This window comes from Chryseobacterium ginsenosidimutans, from assembly GCF_024807225.1.
Classification (GTDB): domain Bacteria; phylum Bacteroidota; class Bacteroidia; order Flavobacteriales; family Weeksellaceae; genus Chryseobacterium; species Chryseobacterium ginsenosidimutans.
Window position 1 is genome coordinate 551,558 of sequence record NZ_JANUCO010000001.1, and the last position, 22,851, is coordinate 574,408.

At 34.9% G+C, this 22,851-nt stretch carries 24 protein-coding genes; 13 read left to right on the forward strand and 11 right to left on the reverse strand.

Features of this window, described 5'->3' with window-relative positions:
* Entirely contained in the window at window positions 1-2,004 is a 2,004-nt protein-coding gene (locus J3D55_RS02725; protein ID WP_259127778.1) for a DUF8458 domain-containing protein, read from the forward strand.
* A 118-nt stretch (window positions 2,005-2,122) separates the two neighbouring features.
* Window positions 2,123-2,308: a hypothetical protein gene (locus tag J3D55_RS02730; protein ID WP_259127780.1), complete on the forward strand. Its 186-nt coding sequence runs from the start codon at window positions 2,123-2,125 to the stop codon at window positions 2,306-2,308.
* A gap of 230 nt (window positions 2,309-2,538) precedes the next feature.
* Here the strand turns inward: J3D55_RS02730 and J3D55_RS02735 are convergent, their stop codons facing one another.
* The 4 genes from J3D55_RS02735 to J3D55_RS02750 form a co-directional block, all read right to left on the reverse strand.
* Window positions 2,539-3,147 carry a DUF4126 domain-containing protein gene (locus J3D55_RS02735; protein ID WP_259127781.1) on the reverse strand — a complete coding sequence of 203 codons (609 nt, stop codon included), beginning with the start codon at window positions 3,145-3,147 and terminating at the stop codon, window positions 2,539-2,541.
* A gap of 223 nt (window positions 3,148-3,370) precedes the next feature.
* Window positions 3,371-3,745, reverse strand: a complete 375-nt coding sequence (gene rnpA / locus J3D55_RS02740; RefSeq protein WP_259127783.1) for a ribonuclease P protein component — start codon at window positions 3,743-3,745, stop codon at window positions 3,371-3,373.
* A gap of 113 nt (window positions 3,746-3,858) precedes the next feature.
* On the reverse strand, window positions 3,859-4,587 hold the full coding sequence (locus J3D55_RS02745) for a tRNA threonylcarbamoyladenosine dehydratase (RefSeq protein ID WP_259127784.1): 729 nt from the start codon (window positions 4,585-4,587) through the stop codon (window positions 3,859-3,861).
* A complete protein-coding gene (locus J3D55_RS02750) occupies window positions 4,580-5,206 on the reverse strand; it encodes a TatD family hydrolase (RefSeq protein WP_259127786.1) in 627 nt (208 codons plus the stop codon). Before J3D55_RS02750 ends, J3D55_RS02745 begins: the two co-directional genes overlap by 8 nt.
* A 96-nt stretch (window positions 5,207-5,302) precedes the next feature.
* On the opposite strand from J3D55_RS02750, the gene J3D55_RS02755 reads away from it, so the two are divergent.
* The 10 genes from J3D55_RS02755 (at window position 5,303) to J3D55_RS02800 (ending at window position 15,585) form a co-directional block, all read left to right on the forward strand.
* Entirely contained in the window at window positions 5,303-5,932 is a 630-nt protein-coding gene (locus J3D55_RS02755; protein ID WP_047399110.1) for a TetR/AcrR family transcriptional regulator, read from the forward strand.
* 103 nt (window positions 5,933-6,035) lie between these two features.
* Window positions 6,036-7,031 (forward strand): outer membrane protein assembly factor BamD, encoded by a 996-nt coding sequence (locus J3D55_RS02760; protein ID WP_259127788.1) that lies wholly within the window; start codon window positions 6,036-6,038, stop codon window positions 7,029-7,031.
* Window positions 7,032-7,072: 41 nt separating this feature from the next.
* Window positions 7,073-7,396, forward strand: a complete 324-nt coding sequence (locus J3D55_RS02765; RefSeq protein ID WP_029298198.1) for a DNA-directed RNA polymerase subunit omega — start codon at window positions 7,073-7,075, stop codon at window positions 7,394-7,396.
* A 121-nt stretch (window positions 7,397-7,517) separates the two neighbouring features.
* The gene (gene coaBC, locus J3D55_RS02770; protein ID WP_259127793.1) at window positions 7,518-8,720 is read left to right on the forward strand and encodes a bifunctional phosphopantothenoylcysteine decarboxylase/phosphopantothenate--cysteine ligase CoaBC; all 1,203 of its coding nucleotides are present in this window, start codon (window positions 7,518-7,520) and stop codon (window positions 8,718-8,720) included.
* Window positions 8,721-8,756: 36 nt separating this feature from the next.
* Window positions 8,757-9,665 (forward strand): type IX secretion system protein PorD, encoded by a 909-nt coding sequence (gene porD / locus J3D55_RS02775; protein ID WP_259127795.1) that lies wholly within the window; start codon window positions 8,757-8,759, stop codon window positions 9,663-9,665.
* Window positions 9,666-9,729: 64 nt separating this feature from the next.
* Window positions 9,730-11,379: a DNA repair protein RecN gene (locus tag J3D55_RS02780; protein ID WP_259127797.1), complete on the forward strand. Its 1,650-nt coding sequence runs from the start codon at window positions 9,730-9,732 to the stop codon at window positions 11,377-11,379.
* Between the two features lie 329 nt (window positions 11,380-11,708).
* A complete protein-coding gene (locus tag J3D55_RS02785; protein WP_259127798.1) occupies window positions 11,709-13,175 on the forward strand; it encodes a DUF5687 family protein in 1,467 nt (488 codons plus the stop codon).
* Between the two features lies 1 nt (window position 13,176).
* Window positions 13,177-13,899 carry an ABC transporter ATP-binding protein gene (locus J3D55_RS02790; protein ID WP_259127800.1) on the forward strand — a complete coding sequence of 241 codons (723 nt, stop codon included), beginning with the start codon at window positions 13,177-13,179 and terminating at the stop codon, window positions 13,897-13,899.
* 22 nt (window positions 13,900-13,921) lie between these two features.
* Window positions 13,922-14,845: a Dyp-type peroxidase gene (locus J3D55_RS02795; protein ID WP_259135009.1), complete on the forward strand. Its 924-nt coding sequence runs from the start codon at window positions 13,922-13,924 to the stop codon at window positions 14,843-14,845.
* A 107-nt stretch (window positions 14,846-14,952) separates the two neighbouring features.
* Window positions 14,953-15,585: an NAD(P)H-dependent oxidoreductase gene (locus J3D55_RS02800; protein WP_259127802.1), complete on the forward strand. Its 633-nt coding sequence runs from the start codon at window positions 14,953-14,955 to the stop codon at window positions 15,583-15,585.
* A gap of 137 nt (window positions 15,586-15,722) precedes the next feature.
* On the opposite strand, the gene J3D55_RS02805 is transcribed toward J3D55_RS02800, so the two are convergent.
* The 7 genes from J3D55_RS02805 to hemA all read right to left on the reverse strand — a co-directional run bounded on the left by J3D55_RS02805 (window position 15,723) and on the right by hemA (window position 21,402).
* Window positions 15,723-15,953 (reverse strand): hypothetical protein, encoded by a 231-nt coding sequence (locus J3D55_RS02805; protein ID WP_259127804.1) that lies wholly within the window; start codon window positions 15,951-15,953, stop codon window positions 15,723-15,725.
* 257 nt (window positions 15,954-16,210) lie between these two features.
* Window positions 16,211-17,242, reverse strand: a complete 1,032-nt coding sequence (hemE, locus tag J3D55_RS02810) for a uroporphyrinogen decarboxylase (protein ID WP_259127805.1) — start codon at window positions 17,240-17,242, stop codon at window positions 16,211-16,213.
* A 38-nt stretch (window positions 17,243-17,280) separates the two neighbouring features.
* Window positions 17,281-17,967: a uroporphyrinogen-III synthase gene (locus J3D55_RS02815; protein WP_259127806.1), complete on the reverse strand. Its 687-nt coding sequence runs from the start codon at window positions 17,965-17,967 to the stop codon at window positions 17,281-17,283.
* Window positions 17,967-18,623: a peptidoglycan recognition protein family protein gene (locus tag J3D55_RS02820; protein ID WP_259127807.1), complete on the reverse strand. Its 657-nt coding sequence runs from the start codon at window positions 18,621-18,623 to the stop codon at window positions 17,967-17,969. Before J3D55_RS02820 ends, J3D55_RS02815 begins: the two co-directional genes overlap by 1 nt.
* A 5-nt stretch (window positions 18,624-18,628) precedes the next feature.
* Window positions 18,629-19,210 carry a DUF1287 domain-containing protein gene (locus J3D55_RS02825; RefSeq protein ID WP_259127808.1) on the reverse strand — a complete coding sequence of 194 codons (582 nt, stop codon included), beginning with the start codon at window positions 19,208-19,210 and terminating at the stop codon, window positions 18,629-18,631.
* A 22-nt stretch (window positions 19,211-19,232) separates the two neighbouring features.
* Window positions 19,233-20,141, reverse strand: a complete 909-nt coding sequence (gene hemC, locus J3D55_RS02830; RefSeq protein WP_259127809.1) for a hydroxymethylbilane synthase — start codon at window positions 20,139-20,141, stop codon at window positions 19,233-19,235.
* Window positions 20,128-21,402: a glutamyl-tRNA reductase gene (gene hemA / locus J3D55_RS02835; protein WP_259127810.1), complete on the reverse strand. Its 1,275-nt coding sequence runs from the start codon at window positions 21,400-21,402 to the stop codon at window positions 20,128-20,130. Before hemA ends, hemC begins: the two co-directional genes overlap by 14 nt.
* 404 nt (window positions 21,403-21,806) lie before the next feature.
* On the opposite strand from hemA, the gene J3D55_RS02840 reads away from it, so the two are divergent.
* Entirely contained in the window at window positions 21,807-22,832 is a 1,026-nt protein-coding gene (locus J3D55_RS02840) for a rod shape-determining protein (protein WP_047399129.1), read from the forward strand.
* The last annotated feature ends 19 nt before the right edge of the window (window positions 22,833-22,851 follow it).

Below are 22,851 nucleotides of genomic sequence, written 5' to 3' on the forward strand. Positions count from 1 at the left end.
ATGAATCATAGAGTTTTAGAATTATTAAAGACCCCAAAAAACATTCAATCAGAGGATATTGATCTTCTGAAAGAGGAAATTAATTCTTTTCCCTATGTTCAGAATATCAGAGCTTTATATTTGTATGGAGTGCATTTGTATGATAGAGACAATTATCAGAAGGTGCTTTCTACAACGGCTGCTTATACGACGGATAAGAAGATTTTATATCAATTAATTAACGGTAAAATTCAGGAGCGACCAAAGCCGGAAATAAAGCCTGAAATGGTGAAGGAAAAGAGTATTCCTAAAGAAAATCCGCTTTCACTTTTACAAAAATCGAAAGCTTCAGGTTTTCCGATTAAAAGAGAAGAAGTTCCTGTTGCGGAGGTTCAGCCTGAAATTTTGGAAGAACCTAAAGAGAAAGTTCCTGAAAGAAAGCTGGAAAACTATATTCTTCCGGCTCCAAAGCAAGAAATTAAACATCTGTATGTAGATGGAGAGCGCAACAGAATTTTATTTGAGGGTGAAGAAAACTTCCTTGATGATGAGGATGTTGAAAGAATTGATCTTGAATCAACACTAGAATCCGGATCTATCGTTACTCAAAAAATTGAGAAAAAGCAAGAACCGATTAACGCAGAAGAGAATATTCAGGAAGAAGAAACTCCAACTGAAAATAAAGAGGCGGAAGTTGTTGACGAAATTCAAGAATTCACTCCCGAAACAGTTATTGAAGAAGAAAAAATAACTTCTGAACCTGAAAAAGAAGAAATTCTAAATGAATCAGACGTAAGTTTTCATGAAACAGAATCTTTGGATGATGAGATTGAAAATGCGGGTGATGAAGTTCAAGAAGAGGTTACAGAATCTAAAACTGTTGTTGATGAATCAGAAAATTTAGGTTTAAATAAAACAGAGGAAACAGCAGAATTCACCTCCGAAACAGTTATTGAAGAAGAAAAAATAACTTCTGAACCTGAAAAAGAAGAAATTCTAAATAAATCAGACGTAAGTTTCCATGAAACAGAATCTTTGGATACTGAGATTGAAGATGCTGGAAATGAAGTTCAAGAAGAGGTTGCAGAATCTGAAACTGTTGTTGATAAATCTGAAAATTCAGATACAAATAAGACAGCAGAATTTACTCCTGAAAAAATCATTAATGAAGATCAGATTTCATCCGAAAAAGAAGAAAAATCTGTTCAGGATGAATCAGAATTAAGTTTCCACGGTATGGAATCTTTCTTGCCGGAAGTGAAAATTCAAGTGAATAATTCGGAAGAAGCTTTATCTGAAACTCCTCAATCAATCATCAATAAGCACGAAGATGAAATGCGTCGTTTGATTGAAGAGGTTGAGAAAAAAATGAAAGAAAAGGCTGTTTCAGAAAAAAATAAAGAAGAAGAGCCCGAAAATACAAGTCATGATATCAGTTTTGCGGAAACTCAAAGTTTTGAGGTGAAGCCAACTGAACCTGAAGTTAAAGAAGAGAGTAACGAAGAAAGCTCAACTGAAGAAGTTCAGATTGAAACAGTTGAAGCACCGCAAGCAGAACAGATTTCAGAAGAACCAACAGACATAAAATCTGCTTGGAAACCAATGTCTCTGGAATCAAATGTGCCTGATTCTTTGCTTCATAAACCTGTGGAAATTCCTCAGCCAAAAGTAGATGATAAAGCTCAAAAAATAGAAGTTTCTCAAACGGAAACTCAAAAAAGAAAAGGCTTTTTAGATAGGATAAAAGAAGTTGATGAGTCGGATGAAGAACAAAACGATGAAGAAACACCAAAATCTGTTGATGAAAACAGAGAAAACGGTAGGGTGATGAATGTATCTTTCTTTGGAGCAGATATTTTAAAATGGAATGTAGCAGAGTCGAAAAAAGAAGAGGAGAAAGTGGAAATTAAGGAGGAGATTAAAGAAAATCCGGTTCAGAAAACAGTTACGAATTCCATTAATAGTAATATTCCGGGATTTATCAATACATGGCAAAGTTGGCTTAAAATCGACAGAAACCGATGATGTTGAAGAAGTAGAAGAAGTTCCGAAGGAAAAGATAGAGTTAAAAAATAAGGTTATTGAAAACTTTATTGAAACGAATCCCAGAATCAGTCAGCTGAAAGATGAAGTTTCATTTGTGGTGAAAGAGAAAAACGATGATATTTCGCACTTAATGACAGAAACTTTGGCGAATCTTTATTTCGAACAGAAATTATATACAAAAGCCATTAAAGCATTCGAAACCCTGATCAAAAAAATTCCCGAAAAGAAAGAATATTTTGAAGGAAAAATTCAGGAAATAAAAGATTTTAGAACTAAAGGATAAAGTATATGAATTTATTATCAATTACACCCTTTCAAATACTGTTTGCTGCGATTGCAATAATTGTATTATATATTTCAGCGATCATGATTTTATTTAAAACAAAATCGGGTATTTTACCTTATCTCGCATTAATTCTTTTTCCGATACTCGGTCCTTTAGGAATCGTATTTGGAAATTATACTAAGAAAATAAAATAGAAACGGGCGGAAATTTTTTCCGCCCGTTTTTTATTAAATCTGATTAATTACATCCTTTTTCTTCCTGAATTTTCGCCATATTTTTCTACCGAAGAATATCATTAATACAACAACACCAATGGCGCAAATCGCTGCAATAAGAGGAGCTACCATTGCTAAAATAGCCATAATTCCTGCTCCGGCTGTTTCGGCTGTTCCGACGACAGAATTTCCCAATCCACCTGTTGTTGCGGTGGAAGCTGCCCGAAGTCCTGCAAACCCTGAGCTTATCGTTGCTGCCGTTCCACCACCTGCAATCAATGCTAAAGCCCATTGCGGGAATGTTCCCAAATCTGCAAACTGACTTGCAAATAATACCGAACCCGCAATTGTCGCCATCGGAACAGCAATAGTGTCCAATAGATGATCGATAAAAGGCAGGTAATAGGCTAAAATTTCCACGATCGTTGCAATTCCTGTGGTAATGAGTGTCGGAAGTCCGGCAAGCCATTCAAAGCTCTCATTCATCGGAATCCAGTGGAGGTATGAAGCCAAGCTCACGGCAAACATCGGTAGAAATACCCTGAAACCGCTTGCTGCAGCCAAACCAATGCCGATAAATGCACTCAGTAGATAAGGTAAATAGGGAAGATTGTCTAACATTTTGATTTTCAGATTTATTGTTTTCCCTAAAGTTACAAAAATTTATATTCTCATAAATTCTCTCAAAAACTATCAAGAAAATATTTTCAAACATCTGTGCAAATCCGTGAAATCCGTGGGAAAAAAGAAAAATCAGCGAGAGAAAAATTTCAACGACAGATTTCCACAAATATCCACAGATTTTTGCGTCTTATTTAAAAGATTTCATTAATCGAAAAAAAAATTAAGGTTTTTTCTGAGCCTGACAAAATTTAATAAATTGTGCTTCCACATCTTGAAATTTTTCCGGCATTTCCGGAGAAGCCCAAAAAAGCATTGCCGCTGTTTTATCTCCGAAAGCTTCTGTAAACAGGTCTTTATTCAGTCGGTAACATTCGCGCAAAAGCCTTTTGATACGATTTCTGTGAACCGCTTTTTTGAAATATTTTTTAGAAACTGCAACGGCGAATTTTGTGCTTTCAACAGGGGTTGCAGGTTTGTTTTTAAGGATAATAATTCTCAAATTCCCACTCGTTCTCCATTTACCTTTTTCGAAAAGTAAAGAGATCTCTGTATTTTTTTTGAGTTTTTCGGCTCTGGGATATTTGAAATTTGTCATTTACGGAGTGTAAATATAGTCTTATTTTAACTTTCTTCCACAGACTTCACAGATTTACACGGAAAAATTAAACATAATCATCTGTGCTAATCTGTGAAATTTGTGGGAATATTTTAATCTTCTTTTTCCAGTAAATGATTAATCACTTCAGAAGCCGTGTACAATCCGAAAATGGCAGGCATATAGCTTATCGTTCCGTAGAAAGATCTTTTGTAATTGGTTCCGTCGGTCATTTTCAGGCTGTCTTCATCCTGAATATCATTGGCAAAAACACAACGAACACCTTTATCGATTTTCACTTTTTTAAGCCTTTTTCTTACCTGTCTTGCAAGGTGGCAATGTTCTGTTTTGCTGATGTCTCTTACCATCACTTTGCTTGGGTCGGTTTTTCCGCCGGCTCCCATTGAGCTTACGATTTTTATCCTTCTTCTTTTAGCAGCAATAATTAAACTCAACTTTGGAGTCACACTGTCGATACAATCCAAAACATAGTCGAATTTTGCAGAATCCAGAACTTCATCCATTCTTTCGGGATTTAGAAACTCATTGATTTTGGTTAAATTAAGATCCGGATTAATATCTAAAAGTCTTTCGGCAACAACTTCTACTTTATGTTTTCCAACGGTGGAGCGTAAAGCGGGTAACTGTCTGTTAATGTTGGTGATATCAACGGTGTCGCCGTCTACAATCGTCATCGTTCCAACTCCGGCTCTTGCCAGAAATTCGGCTGCAAAAGAACCGACTCCACCCAAACCGACAACCAAAACCGTCGCTTTATTCAATTTTTCCAACCCTTCTTCCTTTACCAGAAGTTCCGTTCTTTCCAACCAGTATTTATCCATTTTTTATCGTCTCTAAATTTTCTAAAATTTGTTTGTTTAAATTTTCCAAAGAAATTCCCTTTATTTCCGAAACTTTCTGATACAATTCTTCGATATTGAAATCTTCATTGTCCGTTTCTAAAAATATCTTGTCTAAAGGAGTACTTTTCAAAGTATTTTGCAAAGATAAATTATACAAAACCGCTTTTCCAAAACTCAGATAAAAATTATTTTTAAGCAGGTCTTTTGCAATGTTCTCTTTTTTATTAAAACCATGAATAATCATCGGCTGTTCCGCATGTTTTTTAAAAGAAATCACTTCATAAAATTTTCTTACACAATGAATAATGATCGGTTTTTTTAATTCATTGGCAATTTTAATCTGTTTTAAAAAAATTTCCCCCTGAATTTTAAGATCAGTCTTTACAATAGAATCTAAACCGCATTCTCCAATCGCAAAACAATTTTCTGTAACATTTGAACGCAACCAATCGAATTGATTTTCAATATTGTTAACATCAATATCTTTCGGATGAATCCCGATGGAATAGGGAAAATCTTCCGGACAGCTTTCCAAATCGAGATTGTAGATTCCGTACGAGATATTTTTTTTATGATGATGAAAATCGAAAAATTGCATTTTCAAAAGTACTATTAATTTAGAATTAATGTAAATTTCTTAAACGAACGTTTATAAATCTGTTAAAAATTTCTTAACTTTACTCAAAGTCACTGCATGAAGAAAAAATTTACAGAAAAACAAATCCATATTTTAGACATTGCCGAAGAGCTCATTGCAAAAAAAGGCTACGAAGGCACATCCGTGAGAGACATCTGTTCCAAAGCGAATATCAACGTCGCGATGATCTCTTATTATTTTGGTTCCAAAGAAAAAATGATGTCTTATCTGTATCAGTACAGAGTATTGAAAACCAGAGAAAATTTTTCAGAATTTGCTGATACCATCAAAGACGGAAAACCCGAAATGCAGCTGAAAGAAATTATTAAATATATTGTTGCTCAGTTATTTAAGTATAATTATTTTCACGGGTTTGTCACTCAGGAACTTCGTCACACAGAAAATTTGAAAGATGAGCTGCTCGATTTTTATCAGTTATTTGTCAAAAAATTAGATGATGTTATAAAAAAAGGCGTGGCTTCCGGAGTTTTTACGTTTACTCCAAAACCTGAAGATATTCTGACAACGATTATTGGCTCTACATTATTTGTTATCCGCAACAGAAATTTTTATGAATTGTATGTTCCGAATAAAAACGAAGAAACCTATTCGAAAGAAGCCGAAAAAAAAGTAAGAATGAATCTTTTAATGAGCGTTTTTGCAATTTTGGGATACGCTGCAGACTAAAATTACGTTAAATAATCATAAAAAAAAATGTATTGATAAAAAAGTTATATTTTTGCAAATTAGTAAATCGGCCGTGTAATCCGAAAACTGTTGAATTTTTTATATGAAAAAATATATTTTAGGTATTTTTGCTGTAGCGGTAGTAGCATCGTGCGTAAGTAAGCAGGAAAGAGCAATGAAAAGTGCGGATAAGAACCTCATTTTAAAAACTGCCAATGAAAGTTTTGCTAAAAAGAAATGGAAAAATGCTTTGGCACTTTATGACAGGCTTCCAAATCTTGTTGCAGGAACAGATGATGCTCCGAATGTAGTTTTCAATTCTGCGTATGCAAATTATTATGACAAAAATTTTAGATTAGCAGGAAATCAATTTAAAAATTTTGCAATAAGTTTTCCTCAGGATAAGAGAAAAGAAGAGGCTTCATACATGTCGGCTTTATGTTATTATGAAGGATCTATGGACTATAACCTGGATCAGTCTACGACACAATCGGCAATCAATGAGCTTCAGGATTTCTTGAATAATTACCCTAATTCTGAAAGATCTAAAAATATCAATACTTTAGTTGATGAGTTGTCTTATAAGCTGGAATTCAAAGCGTATGAAAATGCAAGACAATATTTCAGCATGGGTGAATACAAAGCTGCAAATACGGCATTAGAAAACGTATTGGATGATTTCCCAAGTACGAAACTTCGTCCGAAAATTTATGATTATATCGTAAAATCTCGTTACGAATTGGCAACGAAATCTGTATATGATCTTAAAGATGAGCGTATTGAAAGTGCTTTAGCATTTACAAGACAGGTAGAAAAAGAAATGCCCAATACAGACGTAGCAAAAACAGCTTTGGATATCAGACAAAAACTTGAAAAAGAAAAGAAAGATTTTGTTGTGGTTAAAAAAGAAACAGAAGCAAGAATTGCAGTTTTAACTGAAAGACAGAAAAAACAGGTTGCCCAAGTTGCAGAAAAGAACAAAACGGAGCAGCAGATGAAAGATCAGATCGATGCTGAGAAGAAAGCAGTGCAGATCCAGAGGGACAGTGCGGCAATTAACACACCTCCGCCGGCGGCGACTTTCAAGATTCAAAGATAATTCGTAAATTTGCGAACTTAATTAAAATTAATATTCTCAAAATGAGTGTAAAAGATACAAAAGCAGAAGTAAATACTATTACTTACGATAAGGACAAGATTGAGGACAAAGTGGGTTCAATCTACGAAGCGATTGTTATCATGGGGAAAAGAGCAGAGCAGATCAATGCAGAAATTCGTACAGAATTGCACAATAAGCTTGATGAATTCGCTGTTCATAATTCTACATTAGAAGAAGTTTTCGAAAACAGAGAGCAAATTGAAATCTCTAAACATTACGAAAAACTTCCAAAACCAACTTCTATTGCTATCGAAGAATGGTTAAACGGAGACGTATACTTCAGAAAGACTGAAGAAAGAAAATAAAAACATTCGTGTTTTTTATATATGAAGGTCATAAAGGAAATCTTTTCTTTATGACCTTTGTTGTTTAAACAGTTTGTGAGAAAAAATAAGTAATTTAGTATTCTTAAAAAATTAAAACTAAATGAGTCTTTCCGGGAAAAAAATTCTCATTGCGATTTCTGGAGGAATTGCAGCCTACAAAGTACATTTTCTGATCAGAGATTTTGTGAAGAAAGGAGCGGAAGTTCAGGTGATTATGACTCCTGATGCAGAACATTTTGTAACCAAACTGAGCATTTCTACTTTGTCTAAAAAGCCTGTCTATACAGAGTTTTACAGCGACAACGGAACCTGGAACAGTCATGTGGAAATGGCTTTGTGGGCAGATGTAATGGTTGTTGCGCCTTGTACGGCAAATACGTTGTCGAAGATGGTTCATGGGATGTGCAATAATCTGGTTATCGCAACGTATATGTCGGCGAAATGTCCTGTGTTTATCGCTCCTGCAATGGATTTGGATATGTATGTGCATCCTTCCACAAAGAAAAATTTGGAACAGGCAGAAAGTTTCGGACATATTATTATTCCTGCAGAAAATGGAGAATTGGCAAGTGGATTGATCGGGCAGGGCAGAATGTCGGAACCGGGAACTATTGCTAAGACGGTCGAAGATTTCTTTAATTCAAATATCGAAAAAACGTTAGCCGGAAAAACTATTTTAATCACAGCCGGACCTACTTATGAAGCCATTGATCCCGTAAGATTTATCGGGAATCATTCTTCAGGAAAGATGGGGTTTTCTTTGGCAGAAGAGGCTTCAAAGAGAGGTGCGAAAGTTATTTTAATTTCCGGACCGAGTTCGCAAGTTATTGACGATAAAAACGTTACTTTACATAAAGTGACTTCAGCAAAAGAAATGTTATCTAAAGTTTTTGAATTTTATGATACAATAGACATCGGAATTGCAAGTGCAGCAGTAGCAGATTACGCTCCGAAAGAAGTTGCCAAAGAAAAAATTAAAAAGAATGATGATAATTTAACGATCGAACTGGTTAAAAATCCAGATATTCTTAAAACAATGGGCGAAAAGAAAACCCATCAGTTTTTGGTAGGTTTTGCGTTGGAAACTCAAAATGAGGAAGAAAATGCAAAAGGAAAATTAGCCAAGAAAAATCTTGATATGATCGTGCTAAATTCGCTTCGTGATGAAGGTGCAGGTTTTAAAAATGATACCAATAAAATAAAAATATTTACCCCAACGGAAAAGAAGGAATTCAACCTGAAATCTAAAGATGATGTCGCAAAAGATATTTTGGATTTTGTTGAGTCTCAACTTTTAAAATAATTTTAATAAATTTCCGTTCTCAATTTTTAATAGAAAATGAAAAAAATTTTAAGCATATTTTTACTTCTGTTTTTATTCAATCTTAGCTTTTCTCAGGAATTACTGGCTACGGTTCAGGTAAATTCCCAGCAATTGGGAGGAAGTAACCAATCCGCTTACAAAGCGTTGGAAAAAAGTCTCAGAGATTTCATCAACAATACAAGCTGGACAGGAAAAAGACTACAGAATTTTGAAAAGATAAAATCAAATTTTGCGATTGTTATTGATTCAAGAGAAGGGAATAGATTTTCAGGAAAAATTGTCGTTCAGGCGGTTCGCCCGGTTTTTAATACAACGTATGAGTCTCCGATCGTTAATCTTCAGGATACAAGATTTTCTTTTGATTATGTTGAAAATGAGAATCTTATATTTAACGAAAGACAGTTTTCGGGGAAAAACCTTATCGATGTTATAAGTTTTTATGTCTATGTGATTTTAGGAACCGATGCAGACAGTTTCCAGTCGATGGCGGGAACACAATGGTTTCAGAAAGCTCAGCAAATTGCTCAGAATGGTGAATCTCAGACTGTTTATGACGGTTGGAAGCAGATCAGTGAACCAAGAAGCCGTTCTATTTTAATCAAAGAAATTATGAGCCCGAGCTGGAGCCAGCTTCGTGCATCGATATATTCGTATCACAGAGCAGGTTTGGATAACTTATTTAACCAAGATCAGGCTGCTGCGAAAAAAGTTATTTTTGATGCCTTAATGCAACTGAAACAATACGAAAATTCTTTCCAACAGGCGTATTTTTTCAATATTTATATAGATGCCAAAGCGGATGAAATATTTAATATTTTCAATTCCGGAGATAATGGAGGACTTGTGTTAGGAGATTTAAAGCAGGAAATGACGGTTCTTTCTCCCAAAAATACGGATGCCAGATGGAGCAAGTGGAAACAATAATCTTAACTTGAATTCTGAAATCTAAAGTTCTATATTTGCAATGGCTAAATAATCGCTATTATCAATGCTGTCGAGAATTTATATTAAAAACTTTGCCCTGATTGATACGCTTGAAGTATCGCTGCACAACGGTTTACAAGTAATCACTGGGGAAACCGGTGCGGGAAAATCTATTATTTTAGGTGCTTTGCGACTGATCTTGGGAGAGAGAGCAGATGTGAAATCTATTTCGAAAGCAGAAGAAAAAAGCATCGTAGAAACAGAATTTTCTTTAAATAATCAGTTCAAAAAATTCTTCATCGAAAATGATCTTGATTATGAACATCAGACGATCATTCGCAGGGAAATTTTGCCTTCCGGAAAATCGAGAGCGTTTATTAATGACGTTCCGGTGACTTTGGATATTTTGAGAGAGCTGTCTTCAAAGCTGATCGATATTCATTCTCAGTTTGAAACGTCCAATCTTTTTACTTCAGAATATCAGTTTAAAATTATTGATGGACTTTCTGAAAATAAAACTCTTGTTGAAGACTATCAAAACGATTTTTTTGACTTTCAAAGTTTAAAAACTCAGCTTAAAAAGCTTCAGACACAGCTTTCTGAAAGCAGAAAAGAAGGTGATTATAAAGAATTTTTGCTGAATGAGCTGGAAGAACTGAAACTGGATGATATTCATTATGAAGAACTTCAAAACCAGCTTTCTGTTCAGGAAAATGCTGAAATGATTTCTGAGAATCTTGCACAGGTTTTGGCGAGATTTCATCAGGAAGAAATCGGGATTTTGTCTTTCTTTAATGAAGCTAAAAATAAATTATCAAAAATAGCAGAAGTCTCCAACGGCTTTTCAGAGCTTGATGAGAGATTGGAAACCTCTTTTGTGGAATTAAAAGATATTATTTCCGAGCTTGAAAATGAAGCCGAAAAAATTGAAATTAATCCTGAAAACTTAGCATTATTAATTGAATTAAATAGCAGAATCAACAATCTGTTTGTGAAGCATAATGTTTCTGATATTAATGATTTAAGAGAAATCAGAGATCAACTATCGGGCGATCAAAAAGGCGCTTCCGAATTGGAAGAAAATATTGCTGAAATCGAAGAAAAAATTTCTAAAAAAGAAAAAACACTTCAGTCTCTTGCCGAAAAACTTTCAAAGAACAGAAAGAAAAGCGTTCCCGTTTTCATTAAAAAAGCGGAGGAATTGCTTAAAAAATTAGGCTTGGAAAAAGCCAAAGTTGATATTGAATTGCAGGATTCTGCAGATTTCAATCAATTCGGAAAAGAAAATATTCAGCTTTTATTTCAGGCGAATTCAGGTTTTCCTTTAAAACCGATTCAGACCGCAATTTCTGGTGGTGAAAGATCGAGAGTGATGTTGGCGGTGAAAAAAATTATTGCAGAAAGCGATGAACTTCCGACATTAATTTTAGACGAAATCGATACCGGAGTTTCCGGAAAAGTAGCCGAAGAAATAGGAAACCTGATGCGCGAAATGTCAACAGATATGCAGCTTATCGTGATTTCTCACTTAGCACAGGTTGCCGCAAAAGGAAATAATAATTACAAAGTTGTAAAACAAGATATTTCTGGAAAAACGCAATCGACGATTATTGCTTTAAACGACGAAGAAAAACTCAACGAAATTGCTCAATTGCTTTCAGGAAGTAAGATCACGGAAGCGGCTTTGGCGCAGGCGAAAGAGTTGATAGGGTAAATTTAATCAATTAAAATATAGTAGGACTTCTGATGACTCGGAAGTCTTTTATTATTTTTAATGCAAAGATTATATTTATATTCTGTATTATTTTAGAAAACAAAGGCCAATAAAATTTGCTTCGCAAAGCATGAAAACAGCGCTTCATCAAATCAACTTGTTGATTCATCTTTGCTCACTTCAATTAGATTAATATTGAATTAAAGCTTTGCGTTAAAAAATTAGTATTGCTTTTTAAAATGTTTGAATAAAATTTAAATAGTCTAAGCTTTTAAATAAAATTCTGTAACAATTTAAGCCATATATTTACTAATGTAAAAAAGTAAACTATGTTTTTAAAATTCCTGAGATTAGAGTTCAAAAGTTTTTTTCGTGGCAGTTCTTTGGGGATTAATCTTGCGATGAAGATTCTTCGTTTTATCGGGATTCTTTATTTTATGCTGTGTTTGGCGGGAGGTGCATTTGCTGCATTTTACTACATTCAGGAAGAGATGCATCAAGATCCTTTAAAAATTGTTTCTAAATTTTTAATTATACTTTGGGCGGTCGATTTGATCCTCAAATATCTGTGGCAGGAAATGCCGACACAGAATATCAAGCCTTTTCTTACTTTAAATATTCCTAAGAAAACATTGGTCAATTATATGCTGAGCAAGACTTTTCTGTCGGCTTTCAGTTGGCTGAATTCAATATTCTTTATTACGTTTTCCGGAATTGCGTTATTCAACGGATATAGTTTTGTAAGTATTTTGGGATGGTTTATCGGGGTTTCGCTGTTGTTTTATCTTAATAATTTCATCAATATACTTTTTAACGATAAAGAAATAGTCGCGATTGTTGTCGGATGCGTTTTTGCTGCAGTTGCAGGTTTGACGTATTACAATATTTTACCGACATTATCTTATTCACAGGTATTTTTCTATGTTTTTTTTGACAAGCCTTACTTAGCCTTAATTTCCGTTGCTTTGTTTTCGGCTTTATGGTGGATTTGCTTTAAACATATTCAAAAAGTATTTTATCTTGATGAAGGTCTGGAAGCGAAAAAAGCGGTCGGAAAAACTGAAAATATCGCTTTCTTAAATAAATACGGAGCTATCGGAACATTCATCAACAATGATATTAAAATGTTGAGAAGAAATAAAGTAACCAAAGGTATTTTGCTGGGAAGTTTTATGTTTCTTTTTTACGGAATGCTCATGTTTACTTCTTCGATCTACAAAACGCCTGCAATGATTATGTTTATGGGATTATTTGTAACGGGAGGTTTCCAGTTTATGTTTGGGCAGAGAGTTCCGGCTTTCGACAGTTCTTATTATCCTTTAATGATGACGCTGAATGTTCCGTATAAAGAATATTTAAAGGCAAAATGGTGGCTGATGAATATTGTGACAGCCGCGTCCATGGTTATTGCAGCGTGTTATGCCTATTTCGGATGGGAAATGTATGTCACTTTTCTGGCGGCAGGAATTTACAATATCGGCGTTAATTCTCAGTTTACGCTTTGGTCGGGAGCTTTCAACAAGACGCAGATCGATCTTAATGCGAAGGAAAAAAGATTCGGGCAGAAAAATAGTTTTAATATGAAATCATTGCTGTTATTGATTCCGAAAATGTTTGTACCGATGGTGGTTTTCGCATTGATGCAACACTTCTTTAATATCACGGCAGGAGTTATCAGTATTGCGATTTTGGGGTCGATAGGGTTTTTATTAAGAGAAAAGATCTTCGATATCATCGTAAAACACTATAAGGTAGAAAAATACAGTACACTAGAAGCATTCAAAAACAAAGATTAATATGATTACGATTAATAATTTATCAAAAACATACGGTAAAGCAACCGTTTTAAATATAGAAAACCTTGAAATCCCCAATGGCGAAACTTTCGGTCTTGTCGGAAACAACGGCGCAGGAAAAACAACGCTTTTCAGCTTGATGCTTGATCTGATTCAACCAACGACTGGTTTTGTAAGCATTGAAGGAATTAAAGTAAACGAATCTGAAGCATGGAAAAACAAAGTTTCTGCTTTTGTTGATGATTCTTTTTTAATTGGATATTTAACACCCGAAGAATATTTCTATTTTATCGGAGAATTAAGAGGACAGAATAAAGCTTCTGTTGATGAATTTTTAAAACAATTTCATGATCTTTTTAACGGAGAAATTTTAAATTCCGGGAAATATGTGCGTGATCTTTCAAAAGGAAATCAGAAAAAAGTAGGAATTATCGGTGCAATCATCGGAAATCCTGAAATCATTATTTTGGATGAACCTTTTGCGAACCTGGATCCTTCGACGCAGATTAAACTGAAAAATTTAATTAAAGAATTATCAAAACAAGACGGCGTAACTTTCCTTATTTCGAGTCACGATCTTTCACATACGACAGAAGTTTGTAATAGAATTGTTGTTGTGAATAAAGGACAATTGGTAAAAGATATTCAGACGAATCCTGAAACATTGAAAGATTTGGAGCAATATTTTGCAGATCAGGTTTCTCAACCGACTGAAGCTGTTTAATTCAAATTAAAAACTAATAATGATGAATATTGAATCTCAAAATGTCACCGATTATCCGAACAGCAATACGATTTTCATGGTTTGGAGATTGGTCGATGATCCAAAATTAAAAGAGGTTTTCCAGCAATTGTGTGCTTTGGTTTTGAATCTTAATAATTCCGTTTTCAACAGATTTCCCGACAGCAGAGCAAGTTGCGTGATGGGAATCGGTTACAATGCTTGGGATATTTTAAATCTTCCGACTCCGCTTCCAAAGGAATTGGTGAATTTTGAAGAAATTAAAGGCGAAAAACATACCGCAGTTTCCACATCAGGAGATTTGCATTTTCATTTAAGAGCAGATAATCAAAGCATTATTTTCGATATGGCGATTGAGATTTCAAAATTATTAACGCCGGTTGGAGAAGGTATTCTGGAGATTCATGGTTTTAAATATTGGGACGACCGTTCGATTCTCGGTTTTGTAGACGGAACGGAAAATCCACACAATGAAGACAGAGATTTTTTCGCTAAAATCGGTGATGAAGATTTGCAATATAAAGGTGGAAGTTATCTTTTTACTCAAAAATATCTTCATAATATGAATACGTGGAGAAGCCTTTCAACCGAAGATCAGGAAAAAGTAATCGGAAGATCGAAAGAAAATGACATCGAAATGTCGGATGATGTAAAACCGACGAATTCGCACATCGCATTAGCAAATATCGGCGACGATCTGAAAATTGTAAGAGACAATATGCCTTTCGGAAACCCTTCTATGGGAGAATTTGGGACTTATTTTATTTCTTATGCAAGTAGTTTTTCTACCACTAAAAAAATGCTGACGAATATGTTTATCGGCGATCCTGTTGGGAATTACGATAGAATTCTGGATTTCAGTACAGCAGTTACGGGAACACTTTTCTTTGTTCCTACGAGAAATATGCTGGATGATTTTTCGGGATAATATTCTTTAATTTATCAATAATAGATATTAACGATACGTCAAATTTGAAAATCTGTGATTACTATTTGGAGAACATCTGCTAATTTTGTTCGGTCAAAATTTAATCTATGGAATTAATTGAAAAATTGAACTGGAGATTTGCTACCAAAGCAATGAACGGTCAAAAAGTACCACAGGAAAAAGTGGATAAAATATTAGAAGCGGCAAGATTAGCACCAACTTCAAGCGGTCTTCAGCCTTTCGAAATCATCGTGGTGACGAATCAGGAAATCAAAGAACAAATCAAACCAAATGCTTGGAATCAGCCGCAGGTTACAGATTGTTCGCACCTTTTGGTTTTTGCAGCTTGGGATAATTATACGGAAGAAAGAATCAACAATATGTTTGATTTGACGAATGATATCAGAGGTTTCAAAAATGAAGGCTGGGAAAATTACAGACAAATGTTGTTGGGTACTTATCCTCAAAGATCAGCAGAAGAAAACTTCACACACGCAGCAAAACAGGCTTATATTTCTTTCGGAGCGGCAATTATTGCAGCAGCATTCGAAGAAGTGGATTCTACCCCAATGGAAGGTTTTTCACCTGAAGCGGTTGACGAAATCTTAAACTTAAAAGAAAAAGGTCTGAAAAGCGTTCTATTGCTGCCAATCGGTTACAGAGATTCTTCAAACGACTGGTTGGTGAACCTTACGAAAGTGAGAAAATCTAAAGAAGATTTCATTACGGAAGTCAACTAATTATTAAATTAATTTACTCATAACAAACTCCCTTTCAATTGTTGGAAGGGAGTTTTATTTTTCTCTGTCTATCTTTTCTGGATTTTGCCTTGTGTCAAAAACATCAGCAATTTTGATGTAATGATTTTCTTTGTCTTTTAATATTTTGAAAGTAATTCGGAAGTGGTTTTGAATTTTTTATTTTTGAAATCTTCTTCAGATTTTGAAATTCTGTCATTCATTTCTTCAATAGAAAATGGCTCAAATTTATTTTCAACGTCAATATTTTTGGTATTCTTCAGGAGTTTTTCAAACTGAGCGATGGCTTCCTCACTCTGAAGTTTGAGGAAAGCTTGTATGAACTCTAATTTTCTAGTTTGAATATCCATTTTTAGAAATATTTGATAATCAAATGTATAAAAAATATTTTAAAATTAAAAATCCCCTTCAATTGCTGAAAGGGATTTTGTTTTTTTATTTGAACTAAAATTTTACACAAAGTTTACGATAAGTTTGTCATTCCGTAGGAATCTCAACAACGTATTTTGTAAAATAATATTTAAATTCTAAGTCTAGATTCCAACGGAATGACAAGCATAATTAATCTGTGTCAATCAGTGAAATCTGTGGGAAATTAAATAAATAATTAATTATTAGGTTTCCAATCCACCACCGCTCGGATAAACGCTTCCGCATTTTCCAAAGGAATATTAGGCAGAATTCCGTGTCCTAAATTCGCAATATATCTGTCTTTTCCAAAACGGTTAATCATTTCTGTAACCATTTTTTTAATCGTTTCAGGAGTCGAATGTAATCTTGCAGGATCGAAGTTCCCTTGAAGCGTCATCGTGTGATTCGTCAATGTTCTTGCAAACTCAGGTTTAATTGTCCAGTCAACACCCAAAGCTGAAACCGGAGATTGAACCATGTCTTCCAATGCAAACCAACATCCTTTTCCGAAAACCACAACGTGCGTCAACGGGCTTAAAGCTTCAACAATTTGATTGATATATTGCCAAGAGAACTCCTGATAATCAGCCGGAGAAAGCATTCCGCCCCAAGAATCGAAAACCTGAACGGCAGAAACGCCTTTTTCAACTTTTCTCTTCAAATAAGCAATCGTTGTATCTGTGATTTTTTGTAACAATTTGTGCGCCGCTTCTGGCTGAAGAAAGCAAAATGATTTTGCCATATTAAAATCTTTGGATCCTTTTCCTTCTATACAATAACAGAAAATCGTCCAAGGCGAACCGGCAAAACCGATCAACGGAATCTCGTTGTCTAATTTGATTAAAGTGAGTTCGATAGCATCAAAAACGTACCCTAAAGTTTCATTCACATCCGGAACAACTACATTATCAACTTGTTCTGCAGTTCTGATGGGTTCGTCTAGCCAAGGTCCAACAGATTCCTTCATTTTAAAATCAATTCCCATCGCTTGAGGAACTACCAAAATATCAGAAAACAAAATCGCTGCATCCAAAGGATATCTTCTGATGGGCTGTACAGTGATTTCAGAAGCCAATTCCGGAGTCTGACATCTTGTAAAGAAATCATATTTGTCTCGTAACGCAATGAATTCCGGCAAATATCTTCCGGCTTGTCTCATCATCCAAACTGGCGGTCTTTCTACGGTTTCTCCGCGAAGTGCTTTTAAATATAGGTCGTTCTTAATCATAATTTTTAGTTGATCGTTGTTGGTTTTTAGTCGATGGTTTAAGGATTATTATCCTTTAAAATATCTCTGATTACCGACAACAGGTTTGCTAAAGTACTTTTTTTACTTGTAAAAATTTCAGATTTTGTATGTTTTCTCATCTCATTAGAAGTCGTTTCACCGATCGAAAAAAGCATCATATCCTGAAAAGAATTTTGATTTGCAAAACTACGAACTCCACTCGGACTAAAAAAAACAGCGGCATGATATTTTTCAGTTATCACGGGATTGATTTCCGAAGTGTTGTAAACCGTAATTTTTTTATACTGAATATTTTGCAAAGGAAGGTCATTATCTAAAACACTTATCGCTAAATTTCCGCAAAAGTGTACGAATTTCTCGTGCTGACAATGATTTGTAATGAATTTTGAAAGGGTTTCCGCGTTTTTCAATACTTTAAAAGTTCCGAAACCATGTTTTCTTACTTCGCGTTTTGTTTTTTCGCCGACGCAATAGATTTTGTTGTAATTCTTTGCGGTGAAATCTTCATTCGGCTTAAAACCATTTTTAAAAAAAGAAATCACTCCATTCACGCTTGTGAAAATCAATGAAGAATTTTTCAGGTCGAATGGCTTTGTCTTTATAGAATCTGTCTTAATTACCTCAACACAGTCAACCAAAATATCCTCTCCTAATTCTTTGGATATAATTGTTGGATCTATGTTTTTGGTAAATAAAATCTTCATTAAGGTTTGTCTTTTAAATGTAAATCGGCGACTTGAAGCCTTACTTTATTCATGAAATCTTTTCCCGGATCTTCTTTTGCTGTGAAATAATTCGGGTCAGATTCTTTCCATAATTTAGAATTTCTAAAAACTCCATATTCCGAATGACCGATGAGATATTCTATTTTATATTTCTGGGTTAAATATCTTACCAATTGTGCATTGGCTGCAATTTGTTTTTCCGTAAGCGGTTCTTTTTGGCTCCCGATATTTTCAATTCCGATGGCGCAATAATTCAATCCGATCGTGTGTCTTGCGAATGTATTGGGTTCCATCAGCTGATAAATCGTTCCGTCTCTGTCTATGATAAACTGTGAAGAAACATTTAATGTACTTTGCTTTTTTAACGTGTTTCTAGCGCTTTCAAGATTGGTTTTATTAAAATATTTAAAATTGCTTTCCACAGTTCCGCCCGCCGTGTAATGAAGAACGATCATTTTAGGAACAATCGTCGGCGTTTTTTGCACCAACCCGTGATGTTCTTTTAAATATTCTAAACTTAAACGAATTCTTTCCGCAGAATAACTGATAGGCTTGATAATTATTTTAGGTTCGTTTTTCTGTGCTGTCACAAAACCTACTATCAATACAAGCAAAAAGCAAATAATATTCTTCATACGCCTTATTTCTGATACTGATAATGTCCTGTGATGGTAAATTTAAACAAACAATCTTCGAGAACCTGTCCTCCTCCGATATTATGTACAATTAAATATCTTTTTCCGTCGGCAGATTTTTTGTTGACAACAATTCCGATGTGCGTCAGATTTCCTGGCAGAAGCCACGTCACAATATCTCCGGGAAGATAAAGTTCCGGCTTGGTTTCGATAGATTTTGATTTTCCGAATCTGGCGAAGAAAACTCTGAGGTTCGGAACTCTGCGATGATCGATATTTGTATCAGGTTTTTTCAAACTCCAAGTTTTAGGATATTTTGAAAAATTTTTAGCCATATCTTCATGCACTTCTTTTTGAAGATCGATTCCCAATTTTCTGTAGGCTCTAATCACGACATCGGTACAAACTCCTTTGTCCGCAGGAACATCTCCGTTCGGATATTTTAAGGTGAAATAAGCGGGATCGTAAGTTACCTTGTCCTTTGTTAAACTTAAAGCCGCATCAGATAATTTTTGGGCAAACTGATTTTGTGCTTTTGAAGTAAAAACACAAAGTATAATGAGAAGGATGGATAGATACTTTTTCATTGCCCGGAAATTCAGAATCAAATTACATCTGATTTTTAATTTCTGCCATCAATTCTTTTCCGCCATTTTCAAGGACAGCTTTTGCAAACTTCTTCCCAAAATTTTCTTCTTCATTATAGACAAAACTTTCATCAGTAGAGATGCAGTTTTTGCCATCTAATGAACAAAGACCTGCTCTGAAACGAACTTGATCTTCAAAAATCTCAGCAAAGGCTCCAATGGGTGCAGTACAACCGCCTTCCAGCGTATTCAGGAAGCTTCTTTCCATTTCTACACAGATTTGGGTCTGTTTGTGATTGATTAAACTAAGAATTTCGTTGATTTCTTTTTTGTCAGAATGTCCCGCCACGGCAATTACACCTTGCGACGGAGCTGGAATTAAAAACGGAAGCATTTCATAATCAATATCCATTTTCATTCTTTTGATTCCGGCTAAAGATAAAATAGTAGCGTCAAAATCTCCGTCTTCCAGTTTTTGAAGACGAGTCTGAATATTTCCGCGAATATCAGAAAATTCTGCATTCGGATAATTTTTTAACCAAAATGCTCTTCTTCTTAAACTGCTTGTTGCCAATTTCAGTTCGTGGAATTCTTTATCTTTTGAAGATTCTTTTCGGATTAAAACGTCCTGAGGAAAATCTCTCTCCAGATAAGCAATGATCTCCAGGTTTTCCGGAAGATTGGTCGGTACATCTTTTAAAGAATGCACTGCAATATCGATCTCGTCATTTAATAAGGCGACATCAAGATCTTTGGTGAAAACTCCCGTGATTCCTAAAGCATAAAGCGGCTGAGTAAGATTTTTATCGCCTGAAGATACGATAGGAACGATTTCCGTTAAATAATTGCTGTTTTGAAGATGTCTCTCCACTTCTCTCGCCTGCCAAAGTGCAAGGGCGGAATTTCTGGTTCCGATTCTAATGCTTTTCATTGAATTCGTTGTTTGGTTGTTCAACTAATATTTCGTGCATTAATTTACTAATTTCTTCGGCTTTTAACGGATTATCGATGATATATTTTGCAAAACGGTTGGTGATTTTCTGAATCATTTTATCGGAAAGTTCCATGTCCGTGATGTTTATGTATTTATTTTTTCTGTAAAAATTGTGCATTTCGTTGCGTTCCATATTCTTTAAAACCGCTTTGAAATGATGGATGTTTGGAGCCAGTTTTCTCTTTTTTTCCCATTCAAGGAACTCTTTGGCCATTTCCTTGATGATTTTTTCAGCTTTCGGAATTTCCTTTTCTCTCTGCTGAATGGTCTCCTGAATCTGTTTAGACAGTTCATCAACATCGATGAGGGTTACGTTTTCGTTTTCCGTAACATCTTTTTCAACATTATGCGGAATCGAAAGGTCGATCACCAACGTTTCTTTTCCGTTCGGGAAATGCGATTTGTTAACGATCGGGTGTTTTGCTCCGGTTGCCACGATTAAAATATCGGTATTGCTTAATTCCTTATCAAAATCAGCATAATCGATGTGGGGAATATTATATTTTTCAGAAATTTTTGCTGCTGTTTCCTGCGTTCGGTTGGCAATTTTAATTTTTGGTTGAAAAACATGTTTTACCAGATTTTCAACGGTATTTTGACCAATTTCGCCAACTCCCAACAAAAGAATGTTTTTTTCGGCAATTCTTTTTTGATTATTTAAAATATAATGAACAGCGGCATAAGAAACGGAAGCTGCTCCGTTGGAAATTCCTGTCTCATTTTTAATCCTTTTTGAAATCTGAATCGCAGAGTTTATCGCTCTTTCCAGATAAGGATTAGAATTTTGTCTTTCTTTTTTGAATCTTGCGTATGCTTTTTTGATCTGCCCGATAATTTCAAAATCACCAATAATCTGACTTTCCAATCCTGCCGCTACTCTGAACAAATGGATCAAAGCTTCTTCCTTTGTCAGGATATTTGCAAACTGAAGAAAATCCATCAAATTCACTCCGATGGTTTTGCAATATTCTTCGGCAACCAGAAGGTAATTGGGGGAGGTGGTGTAGATTTCGGTTCTGTTACAGGTAGAAACCACAAATGCGTCTCCTAAATCTTCATCATGAATTCGGGTGACAAAATTTTTGATATTTTCATCAAAGAAGGCAAATTTACCCCTCGTCTCTACGTCAGCTTTTTCAAAGCTTATAGAAAGTACGGAAAAATTAGACGTTTGATGTATGTTGGAATACTGTAACATAAGCGGGGCAAATTTACGTTTTTTTTAGTGAACCGTTTTTTGAAAATGTATATGATAATTATCGTAAAAAACTATTTTGGGATGGTTCTAAATAAGATTTATAGGATTGCAGAAAGTGAAATTTTGATTTTTATGTTAACGTTTTTAAGACTTATGGGTGATTTAAATTTCAAAGTTTTACATTTTTTTCAAACGATAAAACTTTGATGCTCTGTTTCATGGCTTTAAACCTGTAATAATCTTAAATCTGGTTGAAATTAAGGTCTGTAAATACTTCATGTGAAACTTAATAAGCGATTATAAAATTTAATAAAATTTTAACCAAATTATATGCTCGCGGAATTTCTTTAGTAGTCTTAAATTTATATCTTTGTAACTCTTTAAAAAATCAGAAGTAAAAAAGTATGAGTTTATTCGATATGTTTACGCAAGAGATTGCGATAGACCTTGGTACTGCCAACACGCTTATCATCCATAATAATAAAATTGTTATAGATCAGCCGTCAATTGTTGCGATTGAACGTTCTACGGGTAGACCGATTGCTGTAGGTGAGCAGGCAAAACATATGCAGGGTAAAACTCACGAGGATATTAAAACGATTCGACCGTTGAAAGATGGGGTAATTGCAGATTTCCATGCTTCTGAGCACATGATTAAAGAATTTATCAAATTAATTCCTGGAATTAAAGGTAAATTCATTCAGCCTGCTTTGAGAATTGTGATCTGTATTCCTTCCGGAATTACAGAGGTTGAAAAAAGAGCGGTAAGAGATTCTGCTCAAAAAGTAAACGCTAAAGAAGTTCGTTTGATTTACGAACCAATGGCTGCTGCAATCGGAGTTGGAATTGATGTACAGAAACCTGAAGGTAACATGATCATCGATATAGGTGGTGGTACTACCGAAATTGCTGTGGTTGCTTTGGGAGGTATTGTTTGCGACAAATCTGTGAAAATTGCAGGTGACGTATTTACAAACGATATTGCTTATTTCTTAAGAACTCACCATAATTTATATATTGGAGAAAGAACTGCCGAGAGAATTAAAATCGAAGTAGGTTCTGCAGTTGAAGATCTTGACGTTGACATTGAAGACATCCCTGTACAAGGTAGAGACCTTATCACGGGTAAGCCAAAAGAAATCATGGTTGGATACAAAGAGATCGCACGTGCATTAGACAAATCTATCATCAGAATTGAAGATGCCGTAATGGAAACTCTTTCTCTTACACCTCCGGAATTGGCTGCTGATATTTATAAAACAGGTATTTATCTTGCTGGTGGTGGTGCATTATTGAGAGGTCTTGCAGACAGATTACACAAAAAAACCGGTCTTCCTGTATTTGTTGCAGAAGATCCGTTGAGAGCTGTAGTTCGAGGGACAGGTATTGCGCTTAAGAATATGGATAAATTCAATTTCTTAATTAAATAATTTTAACTTTTTACGACAC

Bases quoted from the DNA above. Each gene is read 5' to 3' on its own strand.
- J3D55_RS02725 (WP_259127778.1), top strand. From the start codon at position 1: ATGAATCATAGAGTTTTAGAATTATTAAAGACCCCAAAAAACATTCAA.
- J3D55_RS02735 (WP_259127781.1), bottom strand. From the start codon at position 3,147: ATGTTAGACAATCTTCCCTATTTACCTTATCTACTGAGTGCATTTATC.
- rnpA (WP_259127783.1), bottom strand. From the start codon at position 3,745: ATGACAAATTTCAAATATCCCAGAGCCGAAAAACTCAAAAAAAATACA.
- J3D55_RS02745 (WP_259127784.1), bottom strand. From the start codon at position 4,587: ATGGATAAATACTGGTTGGAAAGAACGGAACTTCTGGTAAAGGAAGAA.
- J3D55_RS02750 (WP_259127786.1), bottom strand. From the start codon at position 5,206: ATGCAATTTTTCGATTTTCATCATCATAAAAAAAATATCTCGTACGGA.
- J3D55_RS02755 (WP_047399110.1), top strand. From the start codon at position 5,303: ATGAAGAAAAAATTTACAGAAAAACAAATCCATATTTTAGACATTGCC.
- J3D55_RS02760 (WP_259127788.1), top strand. From the start codon at position 6,036: ATGAAAAAATATATTTTAGGTATTTTTGCTGTAGCGGTAGTAGCATCG.
- J3D55_RS02765 (WP_029298198.1), top strand. From the start codon at position 7,073: ATGAGTGTAAAAGATACAAAAGCAGAAGTAAATACTATTACTTACGAT.
- coaBC (WP_259127793.1), top strand. From the start codon at position 7,518: ATGAGTCTTTCCGGGAAAAAAATTCTCATTGCGATTTCTGGAGGAATT.
- porD (WP_259127795.1), top strand. From the start codon at position 8,757: ATGAAAAAAATTTTAAGCATATTTTTACTTCTGTTTTTATTCAATCTT.
- J3D55_RS02780 (WP_259127797.1), top strand. From the start codon at position 9,730: ATGCTGTCGAGAATTTATATTAAAAACTTTGCCCTGATTGATACGCTT.
- J3D55_RS02785 (WP_259127798.1), top strand. From the start codon at position 11,709: ATGTTTTTAAAATTCCTGAGATTAGAGTTCAAAAGTTTTTTTCGTGGC.
- J3D55_RS02790 (WP_259127800.1), top strand. From the start codon at position 13,177: ATGATTACGATTAATAATTTATCAAAAACATACGGTAAAGCAACCGTT.
- J3D55_RS02795 (WP_259135009.1), top strand. From the start codon at position 13,922: ATGAATATTGAATCTCAAAATGTCACCGATTATCCGAACAGCAATACG.
- J3D55_RS02800 (WP_259127802.1), top strand. From the start codon at position 14,953: ATGGAATTAATTGAAAAATTGAACTGGAGATTTGCTACCAAAGCAATG.
- J3D55_RS02805 (WP_259127804.1), bottom strand. From the start codon at position 15,953: ATGGATATTCAAACTAGAAAATTAGAGTTCATACAAGCTTTCCTCAAA.
- hemE (WP_259127805.1), bottom strand. From the start codon at position 17,242: ATGATTAAGAACGACCTATATTTAAAAGCACTTCGCGGAGAAACCGTA.
- J3D55_RS02815 (WP_259127806.1), bottom strand. From the start codon at position 17,967: ATGAAGATTTTATTTACCAAAAACATAGATCCAACAATTATATCCAAA.
- J3D55_RS02820 (WP_259127807.1), bottom strand. From the start codon at position 18,623: ATGAAGAATATTATTTGCTTTTTGCTTGTATTGATAGTAGGTTTTGTG.
- J3D55_RS02825 (WP_259127808.1), bottom strand. From the start codon at position 19,210: ATGAAAAAGTATCTATCCATCCTTCTCATTATACTTTGTGTTTTTACT.
- hemC (WP_259127809.1), bottom strand. From the start codon at position 20,141: ATGAAAAGCATTAGAATCGGAACCAGAAATTCCGCCCTTGCACTTTGG.
- hemA (WP_259127810.1), bottom strand. From the start codon at position 21,402: ATGTTACAGTATTCCAACATACATCAAACGTCTAATTTTTCCGTACTT.
- J3D55_RS02840 (WP_047399129.1), top strand. From the start codon at position 21,807: ATGAGTTTATTCGATATGTTTACGCAAGAGATTGCGATAGACCTTGGT.